The organism is Streptomyces glomeratus (assembly GCF_021462825.1).
Classification (GTDB): Bacteria; Actinomycetota; Actinomycetes; order Streptomycetales; family Streptomycetaceae; genus Streptomyces; species Streptomyces glomeratus.
Genome location: NZ_JAKEEB010000001.1, coordinates 1 through 17,789, shown reverse-complemented (window position 1 = coordinate 17,789; position 17,789 = coordinate 1). Strand labels below are relative to the sequence as shown.

The window sequence follows — 17,789 nt, the reverse complement described above, 5'->3', positions numbered from 1 at the left end:
GGTGTCGTCGCAGGCCGGGGGGATTGTCAGTGGCGGGGTGCAGCATGGGGGCATGGTGCGCAGCGATCGGGTGGTGAAGTCGGCACGGCGGCCGGAGGTGCGGCTGCCGGAGCTGGTGGTGTTCACGGACGGGGAGTTGACGCCGGACGGGGACTACGACGGGCTGGAGTTCCGGGACGTGGACCTCGCCGGCCAGGAGGGCGGGGGCGCCCGCTTCCTGGACTGTGCGCTGACGGGGTGCGCGCTGGACGAGACGGAGTTGCACCACGCCCGCGTGGTGGACTCCGTCCTCACCGGAATACGGGGCGTGGGCACGGACCTCGCCGAGGCGAACCTGCGCGACGTGGAGCTGATGGACGCCCGGCTCGGCGGGGTGCAGCTGCACGGTGCGGTGCTGGAGCGGGTGCTGGTGCGCGGTGGGAAGATCGACTATCCGAATCTGCGCAAGGCGCGGCTCACGGACGTCGTCTTCGAGGGCTGTGTCCTGGTCGAGCCGGACTTCGGGGGCGCCCGGCTGGAGCGGGTCGAGTTCGTGGACTGCGTCCTGAAGGGGGCGGACCTCACGGGGGCGACTCTGGCGGACGTGGATCTGCGCCGCGCGGCGGAGCTGGACATCACCCGTGGCGTGGACCGTCTCTCGGGCGCGGTGATCAGCCACGCCCAGCTTCTGGACCTGGCGCCCGTGCTGGCGGCGGAGCTGGGCATAAGGGTGGCGGAGGCCGGCTGAGCCGACGGGAGCCCGGGTGCGGCTTTCGCGGCCCGGGGACCCCTTGTCCACCGTGTTCCACCCGCGGTCTACCCGCGCCGTCCCAGCTCGGCCAGCGCCCCGTCCGTCAGGCGGTACACCGTCCACTCGTCCTGCGGGCGGGCACCCAGCGCCTCGTAGAAGTCGATCGCGGGGTGGTTCCAGTTCAGGACCGACCACTCCAGGCGCTCATAGCCGCGGGCCACGCAGATCCGGGCCAGTTCCGTCAGAAGCGCCTTGCCGTGGCCACCGCCGCGGGCCTCCGGGCGGACGTACAGGTCCTCCAGGTGGATACCGTGCACGCCGCGCCAGGTGGAGAAGTTCAGGAACCACAGGGCGAAGCCGACGACCTCGCCGTCCTCCTCGGCGACGTGCGCGAACGCCGCCGGGCGCTCTCCGAAGAGCGCCTCGCTCAGCTGTTCCTGGGTCGCCCGTGCCTCCTCGGGCGCCTTCTCGTACTCGGCCAGCTCGCGGATCAGGGCATGGACGACGGGGATGTCATCGGGGGTCGCGGTGCGGATCATGCCCGCAGTGTCACACGGAGAGCGGGGCCCGGCAGGCCCCGTGCCCGCACACCGAGACGATCACAGCGGGCAAGGGGTGGGTCAGTGCCGTCCGGCCACCCGGTCCGCGATCCGTGCCAGCCTCGACGACTGGGCGCCGGGCGCGGTGAGTTCACGCCGGTCCGCGGTGCGGTAGGTGGTGTACATGCCGTGCACGCCGAGCCAGCGCAGCGGCTCAGGCTCCCACTTGCGCACCCGGTGGTTCACCCAGGGCAGCGTGGTCAGCTCCGTCCCACCGCCCTGGCCCGAGTCCTGCTGGACGAGGTCACGGAGAGTACGTGCGGCCAGGTTGGCGGTGGCGACGCCCGAGCCGACATAACCGCCCGCCCAGCCGAGCCCCGTCGCGCGGTCCAGAGTGACCGTCGCACACCAGTCGCGCGGCACGCCGAGCACACCCGACCAGGCGTGGGCGACCTTCACCCCGGCCAGCGACGGGAAGAAGCGGACCAGGATCTCGTGCAGCGCCTCGACGGTGGCGGCCTGCGTGCGGCCGTCGTTGTCCGTGCGGGAGCCGAAGCGGTAGGGCACGCCACGGCCGCCGAGCGCGATCCGCCCGTCGGCGGTGCGCTGCGCGTACATGTACGCGTGCGCCATGTCGCCCAGCGTCTCGCACCCCTCCCAGCCGATCCCGGCCCACTGCGCGTCGGTCAGCGGCTCGGTCGCGATCATGGAGGAGTTCATGGGGAGCCAGGTGCGCCGCTGCCCCTTCAGCGAGGCCGTGAAGCCCTCCGTGCAGCGCAGGACGTAGGGCGCGCGGACCGTTCCGTAGGGCGTCACCGCGTGCTTGGGACGGATCTCGGTGACCGGTGTGCCCTCGTGGATCGTCACACCGAGCGCCTCCACGGCCGCCGCGAGGCCCTTGACCAGCTTCACCGGGTGCAGCCGCGCCCCGTGCGGGGTCCAGGTCGAGCCGACCGCGTGCGCGACCCTGATCCGCTCGGCGGTCTCCCGGGCGCCGTACAGCTCGCGGTCCTTCTCGCCGTAGGACAGTTCCTGCTCGTGGAACGCCTTCAGGCGGGCGAGCTGGGCAGGTGTGTAGGCCACCTCCAGGACACCGCCGACGCGCACATCCGCGTCGATGCCCTCCTCCTCGGCGACCCGGACGACCTCCGCGACCGTCTCGTTCATCGCCGTCTGCAGGCGTACGGCGGCGTCGTGACCGTGCAGTCGCGCGTACCGGTCACGGCCCGCGATGCCGTTGTAGAGCCAGCCGCCGTTGCGGCCGGAGGCGCCGTAGCCGCAGAACTTCTGCTCCAGCACGGTGATGCGCAGGAAGGGTGCGGCCTTCTTGAGGTAGTAGGCGGTCCACAGACCTGTGTAGCCGCCGCCCACGATCACCACGTCGGCGGACGCGTCCCCGGCCAGGGGCTCCCGCGGGGCGGGGAGGCCGTCGTCGGCGTACCAGAAGGAGATGCCGCCGTTGACGGCACCGCTCGCTGCGCTGTTCATGCGCGGGACGTTAACCCCTGAGGGTGGCCAGTGTCTCCTTCGGATTCCATGCTTTTCCGCGGTCCCGGGTGAGCGGGTAGCAGCCGAGACCGATCAGCACCGATATGAAATGCCCGAAATCGGTGAAGGTGGGGGCGAGGGCGAGAGGAATGGCGTACACGAGGAGGACGACCGCCAGATACGCGTAACGCCAGGGCGCCGCGATCCGGTAGGTGAGCACCGCGACGACCCCGGCCAGTGCGTAGCTGACCCCTATGTCCAGGGTGTCGGCGGCGGACAGCGGGGCGACGCCCCGGTGTATCGCCTGGAGCAGCGCTCCCTCGCTGGCCAGGGTGGCCAGGATGTGTGCGGCGGCGCACACCGCGAGCCAGCGCGCGGTCCCCAGCCAGCGCTCCGCCTGCGCGTGGAAGACGGTGTAGAGCACGGCGTACGGAAGCCAGTGGCCGCCGTCGATCCACATCGCGCTGGTGATGAACGCCCGGACGGGATTGGACGACAGCGCGTGGAGGTTGGTGGAGCGCTGCCGCAGAAAGCTCTCCTCGAACTTCGGCGGCATGTGGTGCAGGGCGACGGTGGTGACGAACAGGACCGCCAGCCAGATATAGGTCCCGGGGGCGCTGCGGACGTACGCCGCCGCCGCCGCGAATCCACGCCTCAGCCGTATCACCGGGTCCACAGAGGTAAGTATGGGCGGCTACGCGATCGGCGTGCCCGGCGAGCCGGGGGAACGACCTGCGGTGACGGTGCCGCGGACGGCCCGCGAAAACCCGTCGTCGTACGCGAGTTCAAGGTGACACGCCACCGGATGGACGATCCGGCTCTCCATCCGCCACACGGGGTCATGGCGGGCCGCGGTGGAGCCCGCGCTCCGCGCCGGGCGTGTGGAGCCGTCACCGCTCACACCGGCGGGACCGCCACCGCTCGGCCGCCCGCACAAACCGGTCGCCGGGTCCGCGTCCGTCGCGCGAGCCCGGCGACCGGTGGCCGTATGGGCGGTTCAGGCGGTGACATCACGCTCCCAGAGGTAGAAGCGCTGCGCCATCGCGTCCTTCGGCGAGCGCCAGGTCGCGGGGTCGTAGGCACTGACGTACGCGGAGAGCCGCTCGCTGATGTCCCGGAACTCCGGGTGCCCGGCCACCTTGGCGACGGCGGGGGCGGGATCCCGCTCGGACTCGATGAGATGCAGGTACACATCGCCGAACTGGAAGAGGCTGCGCCGGGCGACCCCGACGAGATGCGGCAGCTCTCCCCGGTCGGACTCCTCGAACACCTTGGCGATGTCCGGGGCGGACCCCGGGGTCATCCGGGCGACGATCAGGGCTTGGTGCATCGGGCTGTCCTCCGTCCGGCTCAGTCGGTGAGGGCCGGTGCGGTCCGGTGCTCGGCGGCGACCTGCTCGATCCGGTCCCGGATCAGGGCCATCTGCACCTTGGAGTTGCGGTTGATGTTGTCGGTCATCCAGGCGTCGTCGACGGGCGCGTCCGGCTTCATCTCGAAGTCCTGCGTCCACTCCATCCGGGTGCCTTCGGGCACCTCCTCGTACCGCCACCGGATGTTCATGTACGCGAAGGGGCCCGGCTCGACGCGGCGGGCCCGGACGGTGAGTCCGGGGCGGTCCGTCTCCCGCTCCGAGACCCAGCTCCACACCGTGCCGTTCTCGTCGGGGTGCATGGTCAGCCGGAAGGTCGTCCGGTTCCCCTCACGCGACAGGACCTCACAGGACGCGTACTCGCTGAACAGCCGCGGCCAGTTCTCCAGGTCGTTGGTCATGTCCCAGACCAGGTCCAGCGGGGCGGCGATGGTGATGGCGTTCTCGGTGTGTCCGGCCATGTCAGGCTCCAGCCATGAGGGTGGTGTTGACGAGATCGAGGAACTGCCGCGGGGTCTTGCAGCGTTCCGCGTCGGGCGGCATCGGCGTGCCGTGCCGGTTCTCCAGCTCCCCGACGATGCCGAGCAGGCCGAGCGAGTCGATGCCGAAGGCGTCGAAACCCGAGTCGTAGCGCTGCTCGAGGTCCTGCGGGGCCACGGTGACCCCGGCGGCCGTCTTCATCAGTTCGGCCAGTTCTTCCACGGTGATTCGGTCACTCATGCGGTTCCTCTCCTTTGCTGCGGGACGGCCTCACCAAGAGGCGTCGCCGGCGCCGTGCCGCAGCACGAGCGCCGAGTTCGAGCCCATGAGCCCCCGGCTGAGAACCAGCACCGTGCGCAGCTCGGCGGCACGGGCGCGGACGGTCACCAGGTCGAGGTCATGGCAGATGTCGAAAACATTGGGCGTGGGCGGGATCAGGCCGTGCTCCATCGCGAACACCGCCGCGGCGGTGTCCAGCACGGGCGCCGCGCAGTAGCCGCGGCCGACACCCGTCTTCGGCGCCGTGACGGGCACGCGCCTGCCGTGCGCGCCGAAGACGTCGGCGATAGCCAGCGCCTCGGCACGGTCCGCCGCCGGCACCCCGAGAGCGTCGGCGAACACCACGTCGATCTCCTCAGGAGCACAGCGGGCCTCGCCCAGGGCGCCGCGGATCGCGTGGACGAGCCCCTCCCGGGACTCCTCCCAGCGGGAGGCGCCGGTGAACGTGGCCGCGTGACCCGCAAGGACGGCACGCACGGGCACGCCCCGCTCACGAGCCGAGCCCACCTCCTCCACGACGAGCATCGCGCCGCCTTCCGCGGGCACGAACCCGCAGGCGTCGGCGGTGAACGGACGGTAGGCCCGGACCGGGTCCTCGGCGGTGCTCAGCTCCTCGTACCCGAGCTGGCAGACCCCCGAGTAGGGAGCCAGCGGCGCCTCGGTCGAACCGGCCACCATCACGTCGGTGCCGCGCCCCACGGTCCGCGCGGCGTGCGCGAGGGCATCGAGGCCGCCGGCCTCGTCGGCGGCCACGACCGAGCAGGGACCCTTGAACCCGCGACGGATGGAGATCTGGCCGGTACTGGCGGCGTAGAACCAGGCGATGGACTGGTACGGGCCCACGAAGCGGCTGCCTTTTCCCCACAGCCGCTGCAACTCCCGCTGTCCGAACTCGCCGCCTCCGGACCCGGCCGCGGTGACCACCCCGGCGGCGAACGGCGAGCCGCCGAGGTCGGACTGACCGAGCCGGGCGTCCTGCAGCGCCAGGTCGGCCGCGGCCATCGCGAAATGCGAGAACCGGTCGGTCTGGACGAGGAGGCGCTCCTCGATCGCCGCCGCCGGCTCGAAGGAACGGACCTCGCCCGCCACCCGCATCGGCAGGTGCTCGCATCCCTCGCGGGTGACCCGGTCCAGGACGCTGACACCCGCCTGGGTGGCCTTCCAGAAGGTGTCGGTGCTCGTTCCGTTGGGCGCGACGACGCCGATTCCGGTGACGCCGGCACGCCTGACGTGCGGTGCGCTCATGGTGTCCTCTCCCTTGGCCGGGTCAGCACCACCGCGGACTGGAACCCACCGAACCCACTGCCGACGGAGAGCACGTTGTTCAGCCTCCGCTCACGGGCGACGCGCGGCACATAGTCCAGGTCGCACTCGGGGTCCGGTGTCTCGTAGTTCGCGGTGGGCGGTACGACCTGGCGGTCCAGGGCCAGCACGCAGGCCACCACCTCGATTGCCCCGATCGCCCCGAGGGAGTGCCCCACCATCGACTTGATGGAGCTCATGGGCGTGTCGTAGGCGTGGTGCCCCAAGGCCCTCTTCACCGCCGCGGTCTCGTGGCGGTCGTTCTGCCGGGTGCCCGAGCCGTGCGCGTTGACGTATCCGATCGCCGAGCCGTCGAGCCGCGCGTGGTCCAGCGCCTCGTCGATCGCCCGGGCCATCTCCAGACCCTCGCTGGTGAGACCCGTCATGTGGTAGGCGTTTCCGAAGGTGGCGTAGCCGCTGAGCTCGCAGTACACGCGCGCGCCGCGGGCCCGCGCGTGCTCCAGCTCCTCCAGGACGAGCACCGCCCCGCCCTCGCCCATGACGAACCCGTCACGGTTGTTGTCGAAGGGACGAGAGGCATGCGCGGGGTCGTCGTTGTTCGGAGACGTCGCCTTGATCGCGTCGAAGCACGCCATGGTGATCGGGGAGATCGGCGAGTCCGAGGCGCCCGCCAGGCACACATCGGCCCGGCCCTCCTCCACGGTGTGCAGGGCGTATCCGACCGCGTCGAGCCCGGAGGTGCAGCCCGTGGACACGGTCTGCACCGGCCCCCGGGCCCCGAAGCGCTCCGCCACCGTCGAGGCGAGGGTGCTCGGCGAGAACGCCCGGTGCAGATGCGGCTCCGCCCGCCGGTGGTCCACGTCCCAGCGCTCCCCGTGGTTGCTGACCAGGACGTAGTCGTGCTCCAGCCGGGTCGTGCCGCCGACCGCGGTGCCCAGGGAGACCCCCATCCGCCAGGGGTTCTCCCGCTCCGTGTCGAGACCGGCGTCACGCACCGCCTCCTCCCCGGCGACCAGCGCGAACTGGATGTACCGGTCGCAGCGCGCGATCTGCTCCGTGTCCAGCCCATGGGCCACCGGGTCGAAGTCGCACTCGGCGGCAATCCGCGAGCGCAGGCTGGACGGGTCGAAGAAGGTGATGCCCCGCGTCGCGGTACGGCCGGCCACGAGCAGGTCCCAGAACGCCGGTACGCCGATCCCGCCCGGTGCGACCACGCCTATGCCGGTGACCACCACGCGCCGGGTCATGAACGGACCTCGGCCGGCCGGGCACCGCCCGTCCCGGCTGCCTCTGCCGCGACCGCGACGGCGTCGGTCTCCTCGGTGTCGACGTGGCCGAGCTGCGGGCGCGGGGCCAGCGGACCCAGATGGAAGACGATCCGGGCCTCCGTGTCGCCGACGTTGCGGAAGCGGTGCCGCATATAGGCGGGGATCAGCAGCCCCTGCTCCGGCTGCAGCGGCTGTGCCTCGCCGTCGAGGTCGACCTCCAGCCGTCCGCAGATGACGTAGACGAACTCCTCGGAGTACGGGTGGTAGTGCTCGCCGATGCGGTCGCCGGGCTGCACGATGGCCACGCCCATGAATCCGCTGGTGGAGCCGACCGTGGCCGGGGTGAGCATGGCGCGCAGATCGCCTCCGCGCTTGGTGTTGGGCTGAGTCTCGTGAAGATTCACGATCCTGGGCCGGGGTTTGATCACGACGTTCCTCCAGTGGTGTGCTGCATCGACAGGGGGGCGAGGCCGCTGCGGCCCGCGAGTGGCGGTCAGGCGTGGGCCGACCGGCGGTCCGTGACGAGTTCCATGTGGGCGAGCTTGAACAAGCGCCCCGCGTCGCCGCTCTCCAGCGTCGGCCCGTCCGCACCGAGGGCTTCGGCGTCGAGGAGGGACATCAACTTGGCCGCCTGTGCGGAGTCCGCGCGGCCGAGGGAGTGGGCCGGGTCGCCGCCGGGGCCGCTTTGCACGTCGACCAGCCGCATCACGATGTCGTCGCGCTGGAAGATCGTGCTGCGGACGACCGGGCAGTGCGGGTCCTTCGCCGCGGCTTCGGCCTGCTCCGCGAGCAGCCGGGCCAGCTCCATCCCGCGCCCCGGCCGGGCCGGGTAGTACAGCGCGTGCCGCACCGCCTCCGGGCACTCGCCGTCCGTCGTCACATGGTGGACGGCGGGCACGGCGGCCGTGAAGAAGAAGAGCCGCGCGGCCTCCGGGTCGTTCAGGTCCCGCTCCTGCTCCAGATACGGGTTGATGGCCTCCTCGACGGCCCGCACCTGGGGCTGCCGTGCGACATGGCGCAGCGCCGCGGACAGGTCTCCCTCGACCTCGACGGCCCGTACGACCCGGTTGCCGTGCATGAACAGCGAGGTCCGGCACAGCCGTGTGGTGTCGTCGACCCGCGCCTCGGGCGGGGCGTAGTCGGCGAGGATCCTGGCGACGGCCTGCTCGCTGCCGGGCTTCACCGTGAAGGTGAGCGCGTGACGGATCCTGCCGTCACCGATCCGGGGCGCCGACTGGAGACGACGCGTACCGGACTGGGCCGGCGTCGTGACGCCGGTCTCGCGGACGACGTGGAAGCGCAGCGACCGGGTGTCCCGGACAGAGTTGCGCAGCGGCCGCACCATCTCCACGTGCTCCTCGCTGTTCACCCAGGCGAGGAACGGCGGGGCGCTCTCCCACTCGCTGGTGATGAGCCACTGGGAGGGGTTCTCGATCGACTGGCAGAGCTGGTCGCTCACATGCCCGGGAACGGACGCTACCTGGCTGCACAGGTGCTCGTACGCTTCCAGGAACTCCTGCTGGGCTCCGTCGTGGACGTCCACCAGCAGAACGACCCGGAGGCTGGAGCCGTCGAAGACGGACTGGGAGACACGTTTCGGCACCTGTTGTGTCACCGGCCCTGACACACGCTCAGACGTTGTGGTCATCCTGCGCACATCTCCTTGCTCGGGGGAGGCAGAGGGGCACGCCGACGGAGCGTGACGCAACGTCAGCGTTCCTCGATCTTGTGCCGGTGCCCGAGAGTGCGCGACTCGTATGAACCACGTGGGTGAGTGGGGCCCGCGAGCGCACACGGATGGCTGTTCCGGCACGTTGCCCCGAAGGGGATGCGGCCCGGCTCGGGGGGCGGCGCAGCGCAACTCGGCCGCACCGTGGAGCACACCTCCCCGGGTTCCTGCCGGGAGCGGCCGGGGACCCCGGATGCGCAGCTACGGGAGCGTGGGCGAAAGAGCCGCCGGCATGACTGCGGGCGGCCCGAAGAGCGGATCGCGGGGCGTCAGCGCAGGGAAAGCTCGCCGGCGTCGACGGCACGCAGGGCGCGCTCGACGGTCTCCTGCTTCTCGCCGACCGGGGCCGCGTAGCCGATGACGTCGCGCGCGGCGTCCTCCCCGAGCGCCCGGCTGATCACCCAGGTGGCGAGATACTGGGACGCCAGGCAACCGCCCGCCGTGGCGATGTTCCCCTCGGCGTGGAACGGCGCGTCCAGCACGGTGACGTCGCAGGCCTCGACGTAGGGCCGGCTCTTCATGTCCGTGCACGCCGGCATGCCGTCCAGCAGCCCCAGCCGGGCGAGCACGAGCGCGCCGGAGCACTGTGCACCGATCAGCTGTCGCGAAGGGTCGAGCCGCAGTCTGGAGATCAGCCGGTCGTCGGCCACCACGTCGCGCGTCTTCACGCCACTGCCGATGAGCACGACCCCGGCTTCGGTCACGAACTCCATCGGGCGCTGCCCGGTCACCTCGACGCCGTTCATCGACGTGATCACCGGCGTGGGCGTCGTGATGAAGGCTTCCAGGCCGGCATTACGGCATCGGTTGATCAGTGCGGAGGCGATGAAGCTGTCGAGCTCGTTGAACCCGTCGAAGGTGACCACGGCTACCTGCATCACCACTCCTTCGGCTCCGTATCGGGTGAGGCGCGGACACGCGGATCTCCGAGCTGCGACTCGCCCGCGATCGCCTGGTTCCCATCGTCTGGTGCACCGGCCATGGATTGACCCGGGAACCCACGTGACATCGGGCACACAGCGCGGGGCCATCAGCCAACGGCCCGACGGCCGGACTGGGCGAGCGGCAGCAGGGTCCCCCGCTCGCGGCGGTGTGACCGTCCCGGTCGATGTCACCCGTAGACGCCGAACGCCCCGGACCGATCATCGGCCGGGGCGTTTGCGCTGTTCAGCGTGAGAGCCCCCTGTCGGATTCGAACCGACGACCTTCGCTTTACAAGAGCGGCGCTCTGACCAGCTGAGCTAAGGAGGCGTGCGTATGCGCGCCCGTGCAGTGTACCCAGGTCCCGGGCCCGCACCGTCGAAAATTTCCGCGAAGTTCACAGTCCCCCGGGTGCTGACAGAGCAGGTGAAGGCCAGGTACCGTCCTGAGCCAGTTCACCCACGTGGACTACACCACAACGGAACCCCCGTAGTGGCACACCACCTTTACAACGGATCGTCCGGCACGTTCCTGCCGGTGAAGGGGGCCCTTTCACCATGGCCACTGTCTCGTTCGACAAGGCGACCCGGGTATATCCGGGTTCCGACAAGCCCGCCGTCGACGCGCTCGACATCGAGATCGCGGACGGGGAGTTCCTCGTCCTGGTCGGCCCGTCCGGCTGCGGCAAGTCCACCTCCCTCCGCATGCTGGCGGGGCTCGAGGACGTGAACTCCGGCGCCATCCGCATCGGCGACCGCGATGTCACGCATCTGCCGCCCAAGGACCGGGACATCGCCATGGTGTTCCAGAACTACGCGCTGTACCCGCACATGACGGTCGCCGACAACATGGGCTTCGCGCTCAAGATCGCCGGCGTGCCGAAGGCGGAGATCCGGAAGAAGGTCGAGGAGGCCGCGAAGATCCTCGACCTCACCGAGTACCTGGAGCGCAAGCCCAAGGCGCTCTCCGGCGGTCAGCGTCAGCGTGTCGCCATGGGCCGCGCCATCGTGCGCGAGCCGCAGGTCTTCCTGATGGACGAGCCGCTGTCCAACCTCGACGCCAAGCTCCGCGTCTCCACCCGTACGCAGATCGCGTCGCTCCAGCGCCGTCTCGGCATCACCACCGTGTACGTCACCCACGACCAGGTCGAGGCCATGACGATGGGCGACCGCGTGGCCGTACTGAAGGACGGCATCCTCCAGCAGGTGGACTCGCCGCGGAACATGTACGACCGCCCGGCCAACCTCTTCGTCGCCGGCTTCATCGGCTCCCCCGCGATGAACCTCGTCGAGGTCCCGATCACGGACGGCGGCGTGAAGTTCGGCAACAGTGTCGTGCCGGTCAACCGCGACGCTCTCAAGGCCGCCTCCGACAAGGGTGACCGCACCGTCACCGTGGGCGTCCGCCCCGAGCACTTCGACGTGGTCGAGCTGGGCGGCGGCGCCGCCTCGTCGCTGTCCAAGGACGCCGAGGACGCCCCGGCCGGCCTCGCCATCTCCGTGAACGTCGTCGAGGAACTCGGTGCCGACGGCTACGTCTACGGCTCCGCCGAGGTCGGCGGCGAGACCAAGGACCTGGTGGTCCGCGTCGGCGGCCGCCAGGTGCCGGAGAAGGGCGCCCAGCTGCACGTGGTGCCGCGGCCGGGCGAGACCCATGTGTTCTCGACCTCGACCGGCGAGCGCCTCTCCGACTGAGGCACCCTTCGCACGGGAGTGACGGCGAGGGCCCCGCGGCATTCCGCGGGGCCCTCGCCGCGTAGACCCTCTTTGCCGCCGGCAGCCCTCTCCGCTGTCGACAAATATCCCGGCATACGAGGCAATTCCACCGCGGGCGTCAACCCTTACCCGGAAATCGTCCCTTCCCGTTCCCTCGAACCGGTGACCAAATGTCGCCAAATCACTACCGCGCGCTACTCTCACTCGCGTGAAGCACACCACTACTCCCCGGACACGGCGTGGCCGTGGCCCCGCCCACCGGATCGGCCGCACCCTGGCCCTCGTCCTGCCCGTCGTCCTGGTGCTGTCCGGGACCCTCGCGGTCACCCGCGTGAACTGGTCGGGAGGATCCTCGAACTCGGTGCTCGCCGCGTCCTCCGAAGACGTCTCCACGCGCGCCTCCTCCCGCGCCCCGCAGGACGTGCTGCGCGACAGGCTGCTGCTGGAGCTCCAGGAGAGGAACCCGGGCGTCGCGCTCACCCACCTCCAGCAGGCGGTCAACGGCCGCCCGTCGCTGGCGAGGCACTGTGCGTCCATCGCCCGCGCGCTGGGCCGCGCCGCCGTCCGTGTGTACGGCCCCACGCGTGCCCAGTCCTACGCCCGCCCGGTCTGCGACACGTCCTTCGCCTCGGGCGTGGCCACGCAGCAAGGCTGAGGCCGCCGACCGCCCGGACAGCGGACGGGGCGCGCGACGTACAGTTCGGTCATGACCGATCCGAACGCCGCCTCGCGCCCCGTTCAAGCCGTCATCCTGGCCGGAGGCCAGGGCTCACGGTTGCGTCCGTACACCGATGACCGGCCCAAGCCGATGGTGGAGATCCCGGGCACCGGGACCCCGATCATCGGCCATCAGCTCGCGTGGCTCGCCGACGAGGGTGTCACGGACGTCGTGGTCTCCTGTGGCCACCTCGCCGACGTTCTGCAACGGTGGCTGGACTCCGCCGACCTGCCCGTGCGTGTCACGACGGTCGTCGAGGCGGAGCCGCTCGGCCGCGGCGGCGGTCTGCGGTACGCCGCGGAGCACCTGCCGCACCCCGACAAGCCGTGGTACGCGACGAACGGCGACATCTGGACCCGGTTCTCCCTGCGCGACATGGCGGACTTCCACACCGAGCGGGACTCCGTCGCCACGCTCGCGCTGGCCCGCCCGCGCATCCCGTGGGGCGCCGTCAAGACGGACGGCTTCGGCCGCGTCACGGACTTCATCGAGGCCCCGCCGTCGACGTTCGAGATCAACGCGGGTGTCTACGTGTTCTCCGCCGAGTTCGCCAAGATGCTCCCCGAGCGCGGCGACCACGAACGCACGACCTTCCCCCGCCTGGCCCGGGAACGCCGCCTGGCCGGCTTCCCCCTCCCGCAGGGCGCGTACTGGCGGGCCATCGACACGGCGAAGGACCTCACGGAGGCGGCCAAGGAACTGGCAGCCCTGCACCGCTGACCCACCGGCTGATCCACCGAGTCAGCGCGCAGCCCCTTCCCTGAACCGGGCACATGCCGACGGGGACGCCGACGCCCCCACCGAGCCCCGTCCCCGGCGGCCGTCATCGCTTCCGCGGCGCCCCGCCCCGTATCGCCGACAGGGCCCCGCACGGCATATGTGCGGGGCCCTGTGAGTGGGGTCGGGTGGGGTCAGCCCAGAAGGCCGCCCACCAGGTGGTCCGAGCCTCCGGAGCTGCCGCTTCCGCCGCCGCTGCCGCCGCCTGCCCCGCCCGTCGGGCCGCCCGTGCCGCTGCCGCCCGAGGACGACGGCCCCGCGCTGGTGCTCGGGGCCTGCCGCCCCGGCGCCGAGTGCCGCGGGGCATGGCCCGCGGTGCCCTGGGTCTGGCTCGGCTGGCCGCCGGTGACGCTGCCGGTGGCCCCGGCCGTACCCGGCGTGGTGACCGCGCTCGACGGCGACGACGAGGTCGCCCCCTGCGTCGCCGACGGCCGCGAGGCCGAGGGGCTCGACCGGTGCTGCCGCCCGCCGTCCGTCCCGGGCAGCGGGGAACCCGGCAGCTCGTTGCGGGGCGCCTCTCCGGGCCCGGGGACGACCACCCGGTCCGCGTCCCGCACCGCGCCCCCGAGCAGCGACCCGACGAGCAGGGTCACCCCGGCCACGAGCACCGTCATCAGCGCGCCCCGGCGCAGCACGTACCGCCGCAGCTCCCAGATGTCCGCCCGAGGGCCGAGCCTGCGCCACGCGCCGCCCGCGAGCCGGCCGTCCACGGAGTACACCGGCGCCCCGGCGATGATCAGCGGCGACCAGGCCGCGAGATAGATGATGTCGGGCGCGTCGTACGCGGGAACGGTCCGCCAGCTCACGGTGACGATGAGCGCCGCCGACAGCAGCGCGCCGACCGCGGCCGCGACCCGCTGCCACAGACCGAGGACGGTGAGCACGCCCACGATCACCTGGAGGAAGGCGATGGCGAGCCCGGTGCCGACGGGGTGCTGGAACGCGAACTGCCGCAGCGGCTCGGCGACTTGCCAGGGGTGGAGCGTGCTGAGCCAGGTCACCATGGAGCCCCGCTTGCCGCCGTCGAAGTAGACGGGGTCACAGAGCTTGCCCATGCCGGCGTAGGCGGAGATGGAGCCCAGGAAGATGCGCAGCGGCAGCAGCACCACCCCGAGGTTCATCCGGCGGCCCGGATAGTAGGCGTGCCGCACCCCCGCCGCGGCGGACGAGGCCGGTGCGCCCCCGTGCCGCCTGCCCCGCGGCTCCTCCGGTTCGCCGGCCCCGATCTCGTCCCTGAACAGGGGGCCGCCATAAGGCAGTTCACCGTGGCCGGGCTCGCCGTAGGCCGGTTCGCGGTAGGCGGGGTCGTCGTGGGACGGTTCGCGGTAGGCGGGGTCGTCGTGGGACGGTTCGCCGTAGGGCGGTTCCTCGTGGGACGGTCGGCCGTAGAGCGTGTCGCCGTAGAGGTGTTCGTCGTACGCGCTGCCCGCGCTGCGCATGTGCGGCAGCAGCCGGGTCGCGCCGGAGTCGTGGCCGTGCGGCCCGGGCAGGTCCTGCACACCGAGGCGCGAGATGACCTGTGTCGCGCCGGCGTCGCCGGCAGGTTCCTCGCCGTGGTGCACGCTCTGGCTCCGAACCGCCTGCAACAGCCGGTGCGCCCCGGTGTCGTCGGGCGCGGACCTTCCGCTCCAGACGACGGGGCGGCGGCGGCCCGCGGCGGCGCGGGAGACGCCGGTGCCGCCCGCCGCACCGATGCGGGGCAGGTGCGCGACGTCCTGCGGGGCACTCACCTGCCGCGCGGCGCGCGGGTACTGGGCGCGTCGCGCCGGCGCACCCAACTGCACGCGGAAACTCGCATGATTGACGATGACCTGCGCCGGGTCGCTCGGCACCTTCATCATGCTCAGCGCGGGGGTGTCGTCGAATCCCGACGACCGCTCCCCCGTGGGTGTGCGGCGTGTTCTGGTCTCCACACTCATCTAACCGAGTGACGTGTGGTTAGGACACTGCCTTGACCGCGCGGATCTGTCCGGACCCCGTCAAGCTTGTCCTGTACGACCGGTTTCCGCCGTACGGGTGAGAGCGCGAACAGCCGTCCAGGCCTGACGGAAGTGCCCGTTCAGGCCCGGCGGCCGTCGGCGTCAGGCGCGCCTGCGGGCCGCCTCGTACAGCACGATCCCCGCGGCCACACCCGCGTTGAGCGACTCGGCGCCACCCGGCATCGGAATCCGCACCCGGACGTCGCACGTCTCGCCGACCAGCCGCGACAGGCCCTTGCCCTCGCTGCCGACGACGATCGCGACCGGCCCCTCGAGGGCTTCGAGGTCGCCGAGCTCGACGTCCCCGTCCGCGGCCAGCCCGACGACGGTGATGCCCGCCTTCCGGTACGCCTCCAGGGCGCGCGTCAGATTGGTGGCGCGCGCGACAGGCGTGCGGGCGGCCGCACCGGCGGATGTCTTCCACGCACCGGCGGTCATCCCCGCCGCACGCCGTTCGGGCACCACGACCCCGTGCCCGCCGAAGGCCGAGACGGACCGCACGACGGCGCCCAGGTTCCGCGGGTCGGTCACTCCGTCGAGGGCGACGATCAGCGGGTCCTCACCCTCGTCGAACGCGGCGTCGACGAGGTCCTCGGGATGCGCGTACTCGTACGGCGGGACCTGGAGGACCAGCCCCTGGTGGTTGAGCCCGCCCGTCATGCGGTCGAGCTCGGGACGCGGGGCCTCCATGAGGTTGATCCCGCCGCGCTCCGCCACCAGCTGCAACGCCTCGCGCACGCGCTCGTCGTTGTCGATGAACTGCTGGACGTACAGCGTGGACGCGGGGACGCCCTCGCGGAGCGCCTCGACGACCGGGTTGCGCCCGACGACCAGCTCGGACGACCCCTTGCCGCCCGGACGGCGCTGCGTGCGCCCCTGTGCGCGGCGCGCCTTCGTCTGTGCGGCGCGCTGCTTGGCATGCCCCTTGCGCATCTCGGCGGGCGGAGTCGGGCCCTTGCCCTCCAGGCCGCGGCGCCGCTTGCCGCCGCTGCCGACCTGCGCGCCCTTCTTGCCGGACATGCGGCGGTTGTTCGCGGCCATGACCTACCTGTCTGTTGAAGCCTTCGTACGTACGTCTATGCAGTGTGCCGCCCGGAGGGCCGGGCGGCACAATCGATCAAGGAGTCGCCGGGGCGGGATCAGCGCGGGCCGAGTGTCCAGCGGGGGCCCTGGGGGCTGTCCTCGATGACCAGACCCGACTGGTTCAGCTGGTCGCGGATGGCGTCCGCGGTGGCCCAGTCCTTACGGGCCCGGGCCGCCTCGCGCTGCTGGAGCACCAGCCCCACCAGGGAGTCGACGACACCGTGCAGATCCTCACCGCGGTCGCCTTCCCCGGCCCACTGCGCATCCAGCGGGTCCAGACCCAGCACACCCAGCATGGCCCGCACCTCGGCCAGCCGCGCCACGGCCGCCTCCTTGTCGTCGGCCGCCAGCGCGCTGTTGCCCTGCCGGACCGTGGTGTGCACGACGGCCAGCGCCTGCGGCACCCCCAGATCGTCGTCCATCGCCTCCGCGAAGGCCGGCGGCACCCGGTCCGCCGGCTCCACGACACCACCGGCCTTCTCCACCACCCGCTGCACAAAGCCCTCGATACGCGCGAACGCCGACTCCGCCTCCAGCAGAGCCTCCTCGCTGTACTCGATCATCGAGCGGTAGTGCGGGGTGCCCAGGTAATAGCGCAGCACGATCGGCCGCCACCGCTTGACCATCTCGCTCACCAGCACCGAGTTGCCCAGCGACTTGGACATCTTCTCGCCGCTCATGGTGACCCACGCATTGTGCACCCAGTACCGCGCGAACTCGTCCCCGAAGGCCTTGGCCTGCGCGATCTCGTTCTCATGGTGCGGGAAGATCAGATCCAGGCCGCCGCCGTGGATGTCGAACGCCGAACCCAGGTACTTGTGGGCCATGGCCGAGCACTCCAGATGCCAGCCCGGCCGCCCCCGGCCCCACGGCGTCTCCCATGACGGCTCACCCGGCTTGGCCGCCTTCCACAGCGCGAAGTCCCGCTCGTCTCGCTTGCCGGTCTCGCCCTCCCCCTCGGGCTGGCGCAGATTGTCCAGCTCCTGGTTGGACAGCTCCAGATAGCCGGGGAAGGAACGCACATCGAAGTAGACGTTGCCCTCGACGGCGTAGGCATGACCACGCTCGATCAGACCACGCATCATCTCGATCATCTCCGGCACATGACCGGTGGCCCGCGGCTCATAGCTGGGCGGCAGGCAGCCGAGCGCGGTGTACCCGTCGTCGAAGGCACGCTCGTTCTCGTACCCGATCGCCCACCAAGGACGGCCCTGCTCGGACGACTTGACGATGATCTTGTCGTCGATGTCCGTCACGTTCCGCACGAACGTGACCGCATAGCCGCGGTACTCGAACCAGCGCCGCATGATGTCGAAGTTCAGACCCGAACGGATATGCCCGATATGCGGCGGAGCCTGCACGGTCGCACCACACAGGTAGATCGAGACACAACCCGGCCGGAGCGGGGCGAAGTCACGAATCTGCCGGGCGCTGGTGTCGTACAGGCGAAT

General features: G+C 71.3%; 18 protein-coding genes and 1 tRNA gene. 4 read left to right on the top strand and 15 right to left on the bottom strand.

What is annotated here, in order from left to right:
• The first annotated feature begins 52 nt into the window (after positions 1 to 52).
• A complete protein-coding gene (locus tag LZ604_RS00095; RefSeq protein ID WP_234510994.1) occupies positions 53 to 727 on the top strand; it encodes a pentapeptide repeat-containing protein in 675 nt (224 codons plus the stop codon).
• A 68-nt stretch (positions 728 to 795) separates the two neighbouring features.
• On the opposite strand, the gene LZ604_RS00090 is transcribed toward LZ604_RS00095, so the two are convergent.
• From LZ604_RS00090 to LZ604_RS00035, 12 genes are all read right to left on the bottom strand, one after another.
• On the bottom strand, positions 796 to 1,269 hold the full coding sequence (locus tag LZ604_RS00090) for a GNAT family N-acetyltransferase (RefSeq protein ID WP_234510991.1): 474 nt from the start codon (positions 1,267 to 1,269) through the stop codon (positions 796 to 798).
• 81 nt (positions 1,270 to 1,350) lie between these two features.
• Positions 1,351 to 2,757 (bottom strand): NAD(P)/FAD-dependent oxidoreductase, encoded by a 1,407-nt coding sequence (locus LZ604_RS00085; RefSeq protein WP_234510988.1) that lies wholly within the window; start codon positions 2,755 to 2,757, stop codon positions 1,351 to 1,353.
• Between the two features lie 10 nt (positions 2,758 to 2,767).
• Entirely contained in the window at positions 2,768 to 3,433 is a 666-nt protein-coding gene (locus LZ604_RS00080) for a rhomboid-like protein (protein ID WP_234510985.1), read from the bottom strand.
• Positions 3,434 to 3,754: 321 nt separating this feature from the next.
• A complete protein-coding gene (locus LZ604_RS00075) occupies positions 3,755 to 4,087 on the bottom strand; it encodes a TcmI family type II polyketide cyclase (RefSeq protein WP_234510983.1) in 333 nt (110 codons plus the stop codon).
• 20 nt (positions 4,088 to 4,107) lie between these two features.
• Entirely contained in the window at positions 4,108 to 4,587 is a 480-nt protein-coding gene (locus tag LZ604_RS00070) for an SRPBCC family protein (RefSeq protein WP_234510981.1), read from the bottom strand.
• Position 4,588: 1 nt separating this feature from the next.
• Positions 4,589 to 4,846 (bottom strand): acyl carrier protein, encoded by a 258-nt coding sequence (locus LZ604_RS00065; RefSeq protein ID WP_234510979.1) that lies wholly within the window; start codon positions 4,844 to 4,846, stop codon positions 4,589 to 4,591.
• Positions 4,847 to 4,876: 30 nt separating this feature from the next.
• Positions 4,877 to 6,130 (bottom strand): ketosynthase chain-length factor, encoded by a 1,254-nt coding sequence (locus LZ604_RS00060; RefSeq protein ID WP_234510977.1) that lies wholly within the window; start codon positions 6,128 to 6,130, stop codon positions 4,877 to 4,879.
• Positions 6,127 to 7,395 (bottom strand): beta-ketoacyl-[acyl-carrier-protein] synthase family protein, encoded by a 1,269-nt coding sequence (locus LZ604_RS00055; protein ID WP_234510975.1) that lies wholly within the window; start codon positions 7,393 to 7,395, stop codon positions 6,127 to 6,129. The genes LZ604_RS00060 and LZ604_RS00055 overlap by 4 nt, the downstream gene beginning before the upstream one ends.
• Positions 7,392 to 7,844 carry a cupin domain-containing protein gene (locus LZ604_RS00050; RefSeq protein WP_234510973.1) on the bottom strand — a complete coding sequence of 151 codons (453 nt, stop codon included), beginning with the start codon at positions 7,842 to 7,844 and terminating at the stop codon, positions 7,392 to 7,394. Before LZ604_RS00050 ends, LZ604_RS00055 begins: the two co-directional genes overlap by 4 nt.
• A gap of 65 nt (positions 7,845 to 7,909) precedes the next feature.
• Positions 7,910 to 9,064, bottom strand: coding sequence for a SchA/CurD-like domain-containing protein (locus LZ604_RS00045; protein ID WP_234510971.1), 1,155 nt, complete (start codon positions 9,062 to 9,064; stop codon positions 7,910 to 7,912).
• Positions 9,065 to 9,414: 350 nt separating this feature from the next.
• Positions 9,415 to 10,023: a DJ-1/PfpI family protein gene (locus LZ604_RS00040; protein ID WP_234510968.1), complete on the bottom strand. Its 609-nt coding sequence runs from the start codon at positions 10,021 to 10,023 to the stop codon at positions 9,415 to 9,417.
• A 299-nt stretch (positions 10,024 to 10,322) separates the two neighbouring features.
• Positions 10,323 to 10,396 (bottom strand) — tRNA-Thr (locus LZ604_RS00035).
• A gap of 227 nt (positions 10,397 to 10,623) precedes the next feature.
• Between LZ604_RS00035 and LZ604_RS00030 the strand changes: the two genes are divergently transcribed.
• From LZ604_RS00030 to LZ604_RS00020, 3 genes are all read left to right on the top strand, one after another.
• The gene (locus tag LZ604_RS00030) at positions 10,624 to 11,760 is read left to right on the top strand and encodes an ABC transporter ATP-binding protein (RefSeq protein WP_234510966.1); all 1,137 of its coding nucleotides are present in this window, start codon (positions 10,624 to 10,626) and stop codon (positions 11,758 to 11,760) included.
• Positions 11,761 to 11,989: 229 nt separating this feature from the next.
• A complete protein-coding gene (locus LZ604_RS00025; RefSeq protein WP_234510964.1) occupies positions 11,990 to 12,436 on the top strand; it encodes a hypothetical protein in 447 nt (148 codons plus the stop codon).
• A 51-nt stretch (positions 12,437 to 12,487) separates the two neighbouring features.
• On the top strand, positions 12,488 to 13,219 hold the full coding sequence (locus LZ604_RS00020; RefSeq protein ID WP_234510962.1) for a nucleotidyltransferase family protein: 732 nt from the start codon (positions 12,488 to 12,490) through the stop codon (positions 13,217 to 13,219).
• 191 nt (positions 13,220 to 13,410) lie between these two features.
• Here the strand turns inward: LZ604_RS00020 and LZ604_RS00015 are convergent, their stop codons facing one another.
• The 3 genes from LZ604_RS00015 to cysS all read right to left on the bottom strand — a co-directional run.
• Positions 13,411 to 15,195, bottom strand: coding sequence for a DoxX family protein (locus tag LZ604_RS00015; protein ID WP_234510960.1), 1,785 nt, complete (start codon positions 15,193 to 15,195; stop codon positions 13,411 to 13,413).
• Between the two features lie 162 nt (positions 15,196 to 15,357).
• On the bottom strand, positions 15,358 to 16,296 hold the full coding sequence (rlmB, locus tag LZ604_RS00010) for a 23S rRNA (guanosine(2251)-2'-O)-methyltransferase RlmB (RefSeq protein ID WP_234510958.1): 939 nt from the start codon (positions 16,294 to 16,296) through the stop codon (positions 15,358 to 15,360).
• 98 nt (positions 16,297 to 16,394) lie between these two features.
• On the bottom strand, positions 16,395 to 17,789 hold a 1,395-nt coding region (cysS, locus tag LZ604_RS00005; RefSeq protein WP_234510956.1), incomplete at its 5' end, for a cysteine--tRNA ligase.

What these genes read in the sequence shown, in the direction of transcription:
- LZ604_RS00095 (WP_234510994.1), top strand. Translation starts at nt 53, where the DNA reads ATGGTGCGCAGCGATCGGGTGGTGAAGTCGGCACGGCGGCCGGAGGTG.
- LZ604_RS00090 (WP_234510991.1), bottom strand. Translation starts at nt 1,269, where the DNA reads ATGATCCGCACCGCGACCCCCGATGACATCCCCGTCGTCCATGCCCTG.
- LZ604_RS00085 (WP_234510988.1), bottom strand. Translation starts at nt 2,757, where the DNA reads ATGAACAGCGCAGCGAGCGGTGCCGTCAACGGCGGCATCTCCTTCTGG.
- LZ604_RS00075 (WP_234510983.1), bottom strand. Translation starts at nt 4,087, where the DNA reads ATGCACCAAGCCCTGATCGTCGCCCGGATGACCCCGGGGTCCGCCCCG.
- LZ604_RS00070 (WP_234510981.1), bottom strand. Translation starts at nt 4,587, where the DNA reads ATGGCCGGACACACCGAGAACGCCATCACCATCGCCGCCCCGCTGGAC.
- LZ604_RS00065 (WP_234510979.1), bottom strand. Translation starts at nt 4,846, where the DNA reads ATGAGTGACCGAATCACCGTGGAAGAACTGGCCGAACTGATGAAGACG.
- LZ604_RS00060 (WP_234510977.1), bottom strand. Translation starts at nt 6,130, where the DNA reads ATGAGCGCACCGCACGTCAGGCGTGCCGGCGTCACCGGAATCGGCGTC.
- LZ604_RS00055 (WP_234510975.1), bottom strand. Translation starts at nt 7,395, where the DNA reads ATGACCCGGCGCGTGGTGGTCACCGGCATAGGCGTGGTCGCACCGGGC.
- LZ604_RS00045 (WP_234510971.1), bottom strand. Translation starts at nt 9,064, where the DNA reads ATGACCACAACGTCTGAGCGTGTGTCAGGGCCGGTGACACAACAGGTG.
- LZ604_RS00040 (WP_234510968.1), bottom strand. Translation starts at nt 10,023, where the DNA reads ATGCAGGTAGCCGTGGTCACCTTCGACGGGTTCAACGAGCTCGACAGC.
- LZ604_RS00030 (WP_234510966.1), top strand. Translation starts at nt 10,624, where the DNA reads ATGGCCACTGTCTCGTTCGACAAGGCGACCCGGGTATATCCGGGTTCC.
- LZ604_RS00020 (WP_234510962.1), top strand. Translation starts at nt 12,488, where the DNA reads ATGACCGATCCGAACGCCGCCTCGCGCCCCGTTCAAGCCGTCATCCTG.
- LZ604_RS00015 (WP_234510960.1), bottom strand. Translation starts at nt 15,195, where the DNA reads ATGAGTGTGGAGACCAGAACACGCCGCACACCCACGGGGGAGCGGTCG.
- rlmB (WP_234510958.1), bottom strand. Translation starts at nt 16,296, where the DNA reads ATGGCCGCGAACAACCGCCGCATGTCCGGCAAGAAGGGCGCGCAGGTC.